The organism is Cupriavidus sp. BIC8F, assembly GCF_032465815.1.
Taxonomy (GTDB): Bacteria; Pseudomonadota; Gammaproteobacteria; order Burkholderiales; family Burkholderiaceae; genus Cupriavidus; species Cupriavidus necator.
In genome coordinates this window covers 1,512,945-1,524,791 of record NZ_CP136094.1, presented here as the reverse complement: position 1 = coordinate 1,524,791, position 11,847 = coordinate 1,512,945, and the positions used below count along the sequence as shown (strand labels likewise).

Sequence of the window (11,847 nt, the reverse complement as noted above, 5' to 3'; positions counted from 1 at the left end):
TCATGTTAGGAATGTCTTCCCGGGCTTGGCAATGAAGGCGATATTTTTGCGTTAGCTGCGCTTTAGCCGGATTTACCGAATGTTATCTGGGTGAAGCGTTGCTCTTGTCGCTAGCGTGCCGCGATCTCCACGCAACCTGCCGGCAGTCTTTTTTCACTGCGGCAGGCCGGACGTGTGACTCAAGCGGGGCGCCACGACGGCGAGCGCTTCTCCAGGAAGGACTTCACGCCTTCACGCCCCTCTTCCGACGCGCGGATCCTTGCAATCCGGTCCGCGGTATCGGCCAGCAAATCGTTGTCGATCGCGCGCCCGGCGATGTCCTGCACCAGCCGCTTGCTTTCGCGCACGGCGTTCGGGCTGTTGGCCACCAGCGCGGTCGCCAGTTCGGCGACCTTGGCGTCCAGGGCCTCGGCCGGCACCACCGTATGGACAAAGCCCAGGCGCAGCGCCTCGGCGGCATCGAAACGCTCGGCGGTGATGAAGTAGCGGCGTGCGGCCTGCTCGCCCAGCGCGCGGATCACATACGGGCTGATGGTGGCGGGCAGCAGGCCCAGGCGCGCCTCGGACAGGCAGAAGTGCGCGTGCTCGGCGGCCACCGCGATATCGCACGCGGCTACCAGGCCCATGCCGCCGGCGTAGGTGTCGCCCTGGATGCGCGCGATCACCGGGCGCGGGCACGACCAGATGGTGTGCAGCATCTGCGCCAGGGTCAGCGCATCGGCGCGGTTCTGGTCGTCCGAATAGCCCGCCATCTTCTTCATCCAGTTCAGGTCGGCGCCGGCGCAGAAGGCCGGGCCGTTGCCGGCCAGCACGATGGCGCGCACCTCGTCCATGTCGCCCAGCGCGCGGAAGGCGCCGGTCAGCTCGGCGATCACGGTCTCGTTGAAGGCGTTGCGCACATCGGGCCGGTTCAGCGTGACGGTGGCGACGTGGCTGGCGATATTGACGGTCAGTGCAGTGAATTCCATGGTTCGCTCCGTTGGCGTATAAGTTGTCTGGTGCGGTTCAGGTGCCGGCGTCGAAGGGCAGGCCCAGCGAGCGGAAGAAGTTGCCGACTTCAGGCAGCCACACCGAAATGCCTTCGCGCGCGCTGAAGACGCGATGCGAGTCGTTGCCGAACTCGCCGACGTCCACCAGCCGTGATTGAGCCGCGGGACCGGTGGCGCGCGCCTTGAAGGCGTTGAACATGCGGCCGGGCAAGGGCACCGGCCAGTAGCTGTCGTTATCGCCGTACACCCACAGCGACGGGTAGCGCGCCAGGCTGCCGTAGCTGGCAAAGGCATCGACCAGGCGCTCTTCCCAGTCCGGGCAGTTCAGGTTGCGCAGCCCGCCCGCAAAATTGACCACGCCCAGCACGCCCGGATAGCCGATGGTGCTGAACGCCATCGTGGTCAGGCCCCCATGCGACTGGCCGATCACGACAATGCGCTCCATGTCCACATAGGGCTGGGTGGCCATGAAGTCGAGCGTGGCGACGACATCGTCGGCCTGCATCATGCCGTTGGTCTCGATGTCGCAGCTGCCGCCCACATAGGCGCCACCGGAGCGCGCAAAACCCTGCCGCATCGGCAGCACCACGGCGTAGCCGCGGCGCAGAAATTCCAAGCTCTGCGCCGGAAAGCGCGCGCGCCCCTGCATGACGGGCCGGCCCGGCGCCTTGCCGTGGTTGATCACCACCAGCGGGAACGGCCCGTCGCCAGCCGGCTTGAACACCGTGGCTTCCAGGTCGATGCGCGACGGGATCGCCGCCTTGGGCAGCATCACCACCTGCTCCTGGAAGCGCATGCGCGGCGCAGGTTTGCCGTTGCCGTTCGCGCTCTGCGCATGCCCGGACAGCGGCGCCTGCAAGGCAAGCGCCGTGACCAGGGCTAGGCTGCAAAGCAGGCGGGCGACGCTGCGCATGGGGTGGAAGGCGGTAATGGGACAGTATTGGCGTGGCCGGAATCACATGCGGAACACGCCGAACTTCATCTCGTCGATCGGTGCATTCAGGCTGGCGGAAAGACCCAGGCCCAGCACGGTGCGGGTCTGCGCCGGGTCGATCACGCCGTCGTCCCAAAGGCGCGCGCTGGCGTAGTACGGATGGCCCTGGTGCTCGTACTGGTCGCGGATCGGCTGCTTGAACGCCTCTTCATCCTGCGCGCTCCACTTGCCGCCCTTGCCCTCGATGCCGTCGCGGCGCACCGTGGCCAGCACGCTGGCGGCCTGTTCGCCGCCCATCACCGAGATGCGCGCATTCGGCCACATCCACAGGAAGCGCGGCGAATAGGCGCGCCCGCACATGCCGTAGTTGCCGGCGCCGAACGAGCCGCCGATGATCACCGTGAACTTGGGCACCTGCGCGGTGGCCACGGCGGTCACCATCTTGGCGCCATTGCGGGCAATGCCTTCGTTCTCGTACTTGCGGCCCACCATGAAGCCGGTGATGTTCTGCAGGAACACCAGCGGGATCTTGCGCTGGCAGCACAGCTCGATAAAGTGCGCGCCCTTCAGTGCGGATTCGGAGAACAGGATGCCGTTGTTGGCGACGATGCCGACCGGGTAGCCCCAGATGCGCGCGAAGCCGCACACCAGCGTGGTGCCGTAGCGCGCCTTGAACTCGTCGAACTCGGAACCGTCGACCAGGCGCGCGATCACCTCGCGCACGTCGTAGGGCTTGCGCGTGTCGGTCGGGATCACGCCGTACAGTTCTTCCACCGGATAGAGCGGCTCGACCGGCTCGTGCAGGCGGATCTGGTCCGGCTTGCGGCGGTTCAGGTGCTGCACGATATTGCGCGCCAGCGACAGCGCATGGTGGTCGTTCTGCGCGAAGTAGTCAGCCACGCCCGACAGGCGCGTATGCACGTCGGCGCCGCCCAGGTCCTCGGCGCTGACTTCCTCGCCGGTCGCGGCCTTCACCAGCGGCGGGCCGCCCAGGAAGATGGTGCCCTGGTTCTTGACGATGATGGACTCGTCGCTCATCGCGGGCACGTAGGCACCGCCGGCGGTGCACGATCCCATCACCACCGCGATCTGCGGGATGCCCTGCTTGGACAGGTTGGCCTGGTTGTAGAAGATGCGGCCGAAGTGGTCGCGGTCCGGGAACACATCGTCCTGGTTGGGCAGGTTGGCGCCGCCGGAATCCACCAGGTAGATGCACGGCAGGTTGTTCTCCTCGGCGATCTCCTGCGCGCGCACATGCTTCTTGACCGTCATCGGGTAGTAGGTGCCGCCCTTGACGGTGGCGTCATTGCAGACGATCACGCACTCCTGCCCGGCCACGCGGCCGATGCCGGTGATGATGCCCGCGCCCGGCGCGGCATTGTCGTACATGTCGTATGCGGCCAGCTGCGACAGCTCAAGGAACGGCGTGCCCGGATCCAGCAGTTGCTGCACGCGCTCGCGCGGCAGCAGCTTGCCGCGCGACAGGTGCTTGTTGCGCGCGTCTTCGCCGCCGCCTTCGGCCAGCTTGGCGATCCTGGCCTTGAGGTCGGCCACCAGGGCCTGCATCGACTCGGCGTTGGCCTTGAAGGATTCGGAGCGGGCGTTGAGTTTGGTTTCCAGGGTGGGCATCTGTGTCTCTTCCTGCTTGATGTTGGTTTTCGCCGTCCTGCCAGCGGCCGCGCTCAGCCTGCGTGCCTGGGCAGCGGGTGCCCCGGCATCAGGTCGTAGGGATGCTTCCAGCCCGGCAGCGCACGGATGCGCTCGGCCCAGGCGTGGATATGCGGGTACTCCTTGCGCCAGTGCACGCCGATCTCGTCGTCGAAAAAGACGTAGCCCGCCAGCGAGAAGTCCGCGATGCTGGCGCGCTCCCCCAGCAGGAACGCTCGACCGGCCAGGTGTGCGTTGAGCACGTTCCACGCGCCTTCGCAGCGCGCGCGGAAGAACTCCAGCACGGCCGGGTCCGGCGACCTGGCAAAATTGCGCATGAAGCGGTAGGTGGCGGTGTAGGAGGTGAACTTGTGGTTGTCGAACAGCAGCCAGCGCAGCACCTCGGCGCGCTCGGCCTCATCGCGCGGGCCGTAGGCATCGAGGCGCGTGGCCAGCGTTTCCAGGATGGCGCCCGACTGCGACATGCGCTGGCCGCCGAACTCCAGCACCGGCACCTCGCCCATCACGTTGATGGCGCGGTACTCGGGCGTACGGGTCTCGCCATTGAAGAAGTCGACGAAGCGCGGCTGCCACAGCTGCTGGCCGCGCTGCACGCCGACGGTTTCCAGCAGCAGCGCCACCTTGTAGGCATTGCCGGACTGGGCAAAGCAATACAGCAGGTACTCAGGCTCGTTCCGCTTCTCGATGCTCATGGTGCCTCCCCGATCATGTCCCCATCCACATAAAGCCAGCGCGGCGCTTCGCCGGGCGCGCGCGCTTCGCAGACAAAGCGGCTGCGCTCATGCAGCCGCCAGGCGCGCCCGCCTACCTTGTAGCGCGCCACGAATTCCACTTCGGCATGCGTGTCGTCCTGCTGCGCATGCGCCTTCACCGTGAGCCCCAGCCAGCGTGTGGCGGTATCCGGCAACAGGTCGGCCGGGCAGGTCGATGCATGCCAGGTCTGCCGCAGCCATTCCATGTCGTTCAGCACATAGGCGCTGTAGCGCGAGCGCATCAGCGCCTCGGCATTGGGTGGCAGTGCCTCGCCACGATGGAAGCGGCCGCAGCAGGCGGCATAGTCCGCGCTGCCGCACGGGCACGGCACCGGTCCGGCCTTGGGCAGGCGGCTTGCCGTTGTCCGCCCTGTCATCCCACCAGCTCCGGCAGGTCGCGCATGTCGGTGAAGATGGTGCCCGCGCCGGCCTCGCGCAGCAGCGCGGCATCGTTGCGCTCGGCGTAGCCGAACACCGTCATGCCGGCGGCCACGCCCGCGGTCACGCCGGTCGGGCTGTCTTCCACCACGGCGCAGCGCGCCGGCTCCACGCCCATGGTGCGCGCGGCCAGCAGGTACACATCGGGTGCGGGCTTGCTGCGCGCCACTTCGGTGGCGGAGAAGATATGCTCGCGCTCATCCTGCTGGAACAGCTCAACCAGGCCGGTCCTGGTCAGTTGCAGCTTGACCTTGATGCGGTCCGCACCCGACGCCACGCACACCGGCATGCCGGTGGCGGCGATCTTGCCAATGGCCTCGCGCACATGCGCCACCGCGACGACTTCGGCTTCCAGCACCGCGTTGCGGCGGGCCAGCCAGGTCGACAGCCAGTTCTCGGGCAGCGGCGCGCCGCGCATGCGCGCGATCATGTCCAGCTCCTCGCGCACGGCGCGCCCCAGGAACAGGCGCGTGGAGTCTTCCAGCGAGATCTCGATGCCAAGCTCGTTCAGCATCTGGTTGAGCACGCGGTTGACGACGGGCTCGCTGTCGACAAGCACGCCGTCGCAGTCGAAGATCACGCAATCGAATCGGCCGGAATGGCCACGGGTTGCTGCAGTCATGCGGGTTTCTTTTCCTTGGTGTCCAGGCTCGGCACGGCCCTGAGTTCAGTCTGGCGGCGGCTCTTCAGGTGGGCCTCGACCTGGTCGAAGCGGTCGAAGCCCCAGAATGGCTCGCCGTCGATGATGACGAAGGGCGAGCCAAACACGCCCTTGGCCATCGCCACGTCGATCTCGGCCTTGAGCTGGTCCTTGATCTGGTAGCTGGTGGCGCCGGCATCCAGCGCCTGCACGTCCACGCCCAGCGGCTCGGCCAGCTTCATGATCTCGGCCGGCTCGGCGATGTTGATGTCGTCGACGAACAGCGCGCGGTACACCGACTTGGCAAAGGCCGTGGCGATGTCGTCGCCGTGGTGGTTCTGCAGCCACAGCATGGCACGCGCGGCGTGCGTGGTGGGCAGCGGGAAATGCGTGGGGCGCTTGTATTCGATGCCGTGGAAGCGCGCGGTGCGCTCGAAGTCGCGCCAGGAGTAGTCGCCCTTGAGCGGCAGCTGCGGCAGCGGCGAGGCGCCGGTGGTCTTGAACACCACGCCCAGCAGGATGGGATGCCAGGCGACAATGCGCCCGTACTTCTGCGCCAGGTCGTCGATGCGGGTACTGGCAAAGTAGCCGTAGGGCGAAGAGAAATCAAAGTAGAAGTCGATCGCTGCGGTCATGTCGGGGCCCTTCTTGTTGTGGTTGCCGGGTCTGGAATCAGGGGGGCGCGCCGCCTTCGCGGCACGCACCCCGTGCCCTAGGCCAGCGCGCGCGCGATCAGGATCTTCTGGATATCGCTGGTGCCCTCGTAGATCTGGCACACGCGCACGTCGCGGTAGATGCGCTCCACCGGGAAGTCGCTGACGTAGCCGTAGCCGCCAAACACCTGGATCGCATCCGAGCACACCCGCTCGGCCATCTCGCTGGCAAAGAGCTTGGCCATCGCGGCCTCTTTCAGGCATAGCCGGCCGGCGTCGCGCAGCGCGGCGGCGTGCCACACCATCTGGCGCGCCACGTCGATGCGGGTGGCCATCTCGGCCAGGCGGAACTGCACCGCCTGGTGCTGGAACAGCGGCTGGCCGAAGCTCTCGCGCTCCTTGGCATAGGCCAGCGCGGCCTCGAACGCGGCGCGCGCCATGCCGATGCTCTGCGAAGCGATGCCGATGCGCCCGCCTTCCAGCCCCGACAGCGCCATCTTGTAGCCGCCGCCTTCGTCGCCGAGCAGGTTGGCCGCCGGCACGCGGCAGTCCTCGAACAGGATCTGCGCGGTGTCCGACGAGTGCTGGCCGAGCTTGTCCTCCAGCCGCGCCACCACGTAACCCGGGGTCGAAGTCGGCACGATGAAGGCGCTGATGCCGCGCTTGCCGGCAGCCTTGTCGGTCACGGCCAGCACGATCGCCACGTCGGCGTTCTGGCCGCTGGTGATGAACTGCTTGACCCCGTTGAGCACGTAGTGGTCGCCGTCGCGTACCGCGCTGGTGCGCAGCGCCGACGCATCGGAGCCGACGTGCGGCTCGGTCAGGCAGAACGCGCCCAGCATCTCGCCGCGCGCCAGCGGCACCAGCCACTGCTGCTTCTGCGCCTCGCTGGCGAACGACATCAGCATGCTGCACACCGGGCAGTTGTTGACGCTGATGACGGTAGAGGTGCCGCCATCGCCGGCCGCGATCTCTTCCAGGATCAGCGCCAGCGACAGGTAATCTAGTCCGGCGCCGCCATATTCCTCCGGCACCGCCACGCCGTAGGCACCCAGCGCCGCCAGCTCGCGGTGCACGTCCTTGGGGAAGGTCTTGTCGCGGTCCCACTGCGCGGCCTGCGGCGCGATCACTTCCTGCGCGAACTGGCGCACGGCGTCGCGGATCATTTCCTGTTCGGGGGTCAGCAGCATGTCGGTTCGGTGATCAGTGTGCGGGCGCGCTTACCAGGGGATGGGCGTGCCGTCGTAGTTATGGAAGGTGCCGTTGTCGCGCCGCTTGACGCCGGCCAGCACCTGGCGCATGCCCTTGACGCTCTGCTGCACGGTCAGGTCGGCTTCCTGGCCGCCCATGTCGGTCTTGACCCAGCCCGGGTGCAGCGCGACGCAGGTGGCGTGGCGCGCATCGAGCGACACCGCGCGCAGCGCCGCATTGGCGCCGGCCTTGCTGACGCGGTACAGCCAGCTGGTGCTGTGCTCCATCGCGGTGATGCTGCCCATGCGCGAAGACAGCACCGCCAGCACCCCGCCGTGGCCGGACTGGCCCGCTTCGACGTAGGGCAGCAGCAGCGGCAGCGCCATCATCGGGCCCAGCACGTTGACATGCATCACCTGGTCGAATTCCTGCGGCGTGACCGGCTGCGCGCCTTCGGTGCGGGGCCCCAGCACGCCGGCGTTGTAGATCGCCACGTCGAGGGCTTCGCCGTCGAGCTTCCAGCCCAGGCCCGCGACTGCGCCGGCATCGGACAGGTCGACTTGGTGAGCTTCGGCACCCAGCGCCTGCAGCGCGCCGACGCCTTCGGGCGTACGCGCCGCCGCAATGACGCGCCAGCCGTCGGCACGGTACTGGCGCACGAATTCAAGGCCGATGCCGCGCGAGGCACCGAGGATCAGGACGGTTGGCAAGGCTGGGCTCCTTTGGCTGGCTACTTGGGTTCAGCGAACTGCCTGGGTCTTGCTCCCCTCCCCCTTTATGAGGAAGAGGGGGCGCAGAACTACGTCAGAGAATCTCAATACCGACCGCGGTTGCCTCGCCGCCGCCAATGCACAAGCTCGCCACGCCGCGCTTGCCGCCGGTCTTGCGCAGCGCGCCGATCAGTGTGGTCATGATGCGCGCACCCGAGGCGCCGATCGGGTGCCCCAGCGCACAGGCGCCGCCGTGGATATTGACCTTGTCGCGCGCGATCTTGAGGTCGTGCATGGCCGCCATCGGCACCACGGCAAAGGCCTCGTTGATCTCGAACAGGTCGACGCTGTCGGTGGTCCAGTCCAGCTTGCGGTACAGCTTGGAAATCGCTTCCACCGGCGCGGTGGTGAACCAGCCCGGCGCCTGCGCGTGGGTGGTATGGCCCAACATGCGTGCGATCGGCTGCAGGCCCAGCTGCTTCGCGGTGGAGGCGCGCATCATCACCAGCGCCGAGGCGCCGTCGTTGATGGACGACGACGAGGCCGCGGTGATGGTGCCGTCCTTGGCAAAGGCCGGCTTGAGCGAGGGGATCTTGTCGAGCTTGATGCGGCGCGGGCCTTCGTCAGTGTCGATCACGGTGTCGCCGCCCTTGCCGGACACGGTCACCGGCGCGATTTCCCAGCGGAAGTCGCCGTTCTCGGTGGCCTGCTGCGCGCGGCGCACGCTTTCCATCGCGAATTCGTCCTGCTGCTCGCGCGTAAAGCCGTACTTGGCGGCGCAGTCCTCGCCGAAAGTGCCCATGGCGCGGCCCTTGTCATACGCGTCTTCCAGGCCGTCCAGCATCATGTGGTCGTAGATCATGCCGTGGCCGATGCGGTAGCCGCCGCGGCCCTTCGGCACCAGGTACGGCGCATTGGTCATGCTCTCCATGCCGCCGGCAATGGCGATATCGAACGAGCCCGCGATCAGCCCGTCGTAGACGGTCATGGCCGCGCGCATGCCCGAGCCGCACATCTTGTTGACGGTGGTGCAGCCCACGCCCAGCGGCAGGCCCGCGCCCAGCGCGGCCTGCCGCGCCGGGGCCTGGCCCTGGCCGGCCGGCAGCACGCAGCCGAACACCACTTCTTCCACCTGCTCGGGCTTCAGGCCGGCGCGCTCGACGGCGGCGCGGATGGCCACGGCGCCCAGCTGCGGCGCGGTGACGCTGGCGAATTCGCCCTGGAACGCAGCCATCGGCGTGCGGGCGGCTGAAACGATGACGATCTCTTCCATGTCGGGTCTCCTGGATCGGTGTATGAAGAAGCGGTGTCGGGTGGGTCCGGTCAGCGGATCGACGCCTGCGGCGGATCGCCGTACTGGCGGTAGGCCGCGGCCAGCTGCTCGTGCAGTTCGTCGTTGCTGCTGGCGGCCATGCCCAGGTCGCGCAGCAGGCCGTCGGACACGCCGTAGACCCAGCCATGCACGGTCACGGCCTGGCCGCGGGTCCAGGCGTCCTGGATCACGGTGGTCTGGCAGACGTTGTTGACTTGCTCGATCACATTGAGCTCGCACAGCCGGGTATGGGCGTCGTCTTCGCGCAGCAGCGTGCCGAGATAGGCCTCGTGCTTGTCGGCCACGTCGCGCACATGGCGCAGCCAGTTGTCGGCCAGGCCGATGCGCTCGCGCTTGAGCGCGACCTTGACACCACCGCAGCCATAGTGGCCCACCACGGTGATATGGCGCACCTTGAGCACCTCTACCGCGAACTGGATCACCGACAGCGCGTTCAGGTCGCTGTGCGCGATCACGTTGGCGATATTGCGGTGGACGAACACCTCGCCCGGGGCCAGGCCCAGGATCTGGTTGGCCGGCACGCGCGAATCGGAGCAGCCGATCCACAGGTACTCGGGCGCCTGCTGGTTGGCCAGGCGCATGAAGAAGGTGGGGTCTTCGGCGTTGACCCGGTCAACCCACTCGCGGTTGTTGCGGAACAGCTGGGCGATGGCGTCAGTCATGCGACCCTCCTTGCAGGACCAGGATCGGGAACGGCAGCGGCACCCTGCGCGCTGCCAGCGTCGCCGTAGCGGTGAATGAATCGCTCTGAACTGTGATAGGCAAAGAAGTCATGAACATGTCCGGCCAGTAGCCGGTCCTTGTGGCTCTGCCACATGGCAGGGTCGAAAAAGTCCGCATGGTGGCGCAGGAACGCCGCGCGCACGCGCGTGTCGCCCAGCAGGAAGGTGCGGAAGGTCTCGGGAAAGAAATCGTGCGGACGCACCGTGTACCAGACGTCGCCCGACATCTCCTCTTCCTCGTTGCGCGGCTGCGGCACGTGGCGGATGTTGCAGTCGGTCAGGTACTCGATTTCGTCGTAGTCGTAGAACACCACGCGCCCGTGGCGCGTGACGCCAAAGTTCTTGTACAGCATGTCTCCCGGGAAGATGTTCGCGGCGATCAGCTCCTTGACGGCGTTGCCGTATTCGATCACGCCGTGCTCGACCTGCGCGTCGGAGCCTTCCGTCAGGTAGATGTTCAGCGGCGTCATGCGGCGCTCGATATAAACGTGGCGCACCACGATCTCTTCGCCGCCGTCCTTGCCGCGCTGGTACTCGATCATCGACGGCGCGTGCTGCTCGAACTCGCGCACCAGCGCATCGTCGAAGCGCGAGAGCGGAAAGGCCACGTCCGAGTACTCCAGCGTATCCGCCATGCGGCCGACACGGTCGTGCTGCTTGACCAGCTGGTATTTGGACTTGACCAGCTCGCGCGTGGTTTCCTTGGGCGCCGGGAAAAAGTCCTTGATGACCTTGAACACGTACGGGTACGACGGCAGCGTGAACACCAGCATCACCAGCCCGCGGATGCCGGGCGCGACGATGAACTTGTCCGACGAATGCTGCAGGTGGTGCAGGAAATCGCGGTAGAACAGGTTCTTGCCCTGCTTCTGCAGGCCCAGCGAAGTATAGATCTCGGCGCGCGGCTTGCGCGGCATGATGTCGCGCAGGAAGGTCACGTAGGCCGACGGGATCTCCATGTCGACCATGAAATAGGAGTGCGTGAACGAGAACAGGATCAGCAGCTGTTCCTTCTTCAGCAGCACCGTGTCCAGCATCAGCTTGCCCGAGGGGCCGTGCACGATCGGGATCGCCAGCGGGAAAGTGCGGTCGCCGTTCAGGATGCGGCCGATGATGAAGGCCGACTTGTTGCGGAAGAACAGCGACGACAGCGTATGGATCTGGAAATTCGGTGCGATGCGCAGGTCGCCGAAATGCTCGCTGACCGCGCGCACCACGTAGCCGATGTCGCGCGGCAGGTCCTCGAACGGGCTCTCCAGCTGGAAGTTGTGCACGATGCGCTCGAAGCACGCGGCCATGCCCTCGCGGCTGCCCGGGTAGTAGGCGCGGAAGGTCGGGCGCGTGGGCGATTCCTCGTTCTCGATGTACTCGGTCGAGATCGCCGGGCGCACGAAGATGAAATCGTTGTTGAAGTACGAGCGGTGCAGGATGCGCGTGCAGACCGAGTTGAAGAAGGTCTCGGCCAGTTCGGGCTGGTGGTGGTTGGTCAGGAGGCCGATGTAGTGCAGCTTGATCTGCTGCCAGATCTCGTCCTCGATATTCTCGGCGTCGTACTCGTCTTCCAGGATCACGCTCGATTCGCGCACGCGCTCGTTGTAGAACGCAATGCGGTCGCGCTGGATCTGCTGCAGCCCGTGCCAGTCGCCGGCCTCGAACTTGAGCTTGGCCTGGTGGCTGACCTCGCGGAACAGGCGGTAATGCTTGTCGAACCCGTCGAGCATCGTTCTCGCCACATCGAAGGCAATCTGCGAGGAGAGCAGTTTGGGGAAGTGGGACATGGGTCGACGGGGGCCGGGGGCAATACTGCGAGAGGTCTT

12 protein-coding genes are annotated in these 11,847 nt (G+C 66.6%); all 12 read right to left on the bottom strand.

The features are described 5' to 3' along the window. Positions 1-179: 179 nt before the first annotated feature. The 12 genes from RS901_RS07120 to aceK all read right to left on the bottom strand — a co-directional run bounded on the left by RS901_RS07120 (position 180) and on the right by aceK (position 11,808). Entirely contained in the window at positions 180-968 is a 789-nt protein-coding gene (locus RS901_RS07120; protein WP_316152369.1) for an enoyl-CoA hydratase/isomerase family protein, read from the bottom strand. Between the two features lie 37 nt (positions 969-1,005). Beyond that, the gene (locus tag RS901_RS07115; RefSeq protein WP_316152367.1) at positions 1,006-1,902 is read right to left on the bottom strand and encodes a dienelactone hydrolase family protein; all 897 of its coding nucleotides are present in this window, start codon (positions 1,900-1,902) and stop codon (positions 1,006-1,008) included. Positions 1,903-1,944: 42 nt separating this feature from the next. Further along, positions 1,945-3,552, bottom strand: a complete 1,608-nt coding sequence (locus RS901_RS07110) for a carboxyl transferase domain-containing protein (RefSeq protein ID WP_316152366.1) — start codon at positions 3,550-3,552, stop codon at positions 1,945-1,947. 53 nt (positions 3,553-3,605) lie between these two features. Further along, the gene (locus RS901_RS07105; RefSeq protein WP_316152365.1) at positions 3,606-4,283 is read right to left on the bottom strand and encodes a glutathione S-transferase; all 678 of its coding nucleotides are present in this window, start codon (positions 4,281-4,283) and stop codon (positions 3,606-3,608) included. Further along, positions 4,280-4,720 carry a YchJ family protein gene (locus RS901_RS07100; protein WP_316152364.1) on the bottom strand — a complete coding sequence of 147 codons (441 nt, stop codon included), beginning with the start codon at positions 4,718-4,720 and terminating at the stop codon, positions 4,280-4,282. The genes RS901_RS07105 and RS901_RS07100 overlap by 4 nt, the downstream gene beginning before the upstream one ends. Further along, the gene (locus tag RS901_RS07095) at positions 4,717-5,403 is read right to left on the bottom strand and encodes an HAD family phosphatase (RefSeq protein WP_316152363.1); all 687 of its coding nucleotides are present in this window, start codon (positions 5,401-5,403) and stop codon (positions 4,717-4,719) included. Before RS901_RS07095 ends, RS901_RS07100 begins: the two co-directional genes overlap by 4 nt. Then, positions 5,400-6,056 (bottom strand): 2-hydroxychromene-2-carboxylate isomerase, encoded by a 657-nt coding sequence (locus RS901_RS07090; protein ID WP_018314407.1) that lies wholly within the window; start codon positions 6,054-6,056, stop codon positions 5,400-5,402. Before RS901_RS07090 ends, RS901_RS07095 begins: the two co-directional genes overlap by 4 nt. Positions 6,057-6,133: 77 nt before the next feature. Beyond that, positions 6,134-7,264 (bottom strand): acyl-CoA dehydrogenase family protein, encoded by a 1,131-nt coding sequence (locus RS901_RS07085; protein ID WP_316152360.1) that lies wholly within the window; start codon positions 7,262-7,264, stop codon positions 6,134-6,136. A gap of 30 nt (positions 7,265-7,294) precedes the next feature. Next, positions 7,295-7,975, bottom strand: a complete 681-nt coding sequence (locus RS901_RS07080; RefSeq protein ID WP_013955256.1) for an SDR family oxidoreductase — start codon at positions 7,973-7,975, stop codon at positions 7,295-7,297. 94 nt (positions 7,976-8,069) lie between these two features. After that, positions 8,070-9,248 carry an acetyl-CoA C-acetyltransferase gene (locus RS901_RS07075; RefSeq protein WP_316152357.1) on the bottom strand — a complete coding sequence of 393 codons (1,179 nt, stop codon included), beginning with the start codon at positions 9,246-9,248 and terminating at the stop codon, positions 8,070-8,072. A 50-nt stretch (positions 9,249-9,298) separates the two neighbouring features. Continuing rightward, on the bottom strand, positions 9,299-9,970 hold the full coding sequence (gene can / locus RS901_RS07070; RefSeq protein WP_316152355.1) for a carbonate dehydratase: 672 nt from the start codon (positions 9,968-9,970) through the stop codon (positions 9,299-9,301). Then, on the bottom strand, positions 9,967-11,808 hold the full coding sequence (gene aceK, locus RS901_RS07065) for a bifunctional isocitrate dehydrogenase kinase/phosphatase (protein WP_316152353.1): 1,842 nt from the start codon (positions 11,806-11,808) through the stop codon (positions 9,967-9,969). The genes can and aceK overlap by 4 nt, the downstream gene beginning before the upstream one ends. Positions 11,809-11,847: the final 39 nt, after the last annotated feature.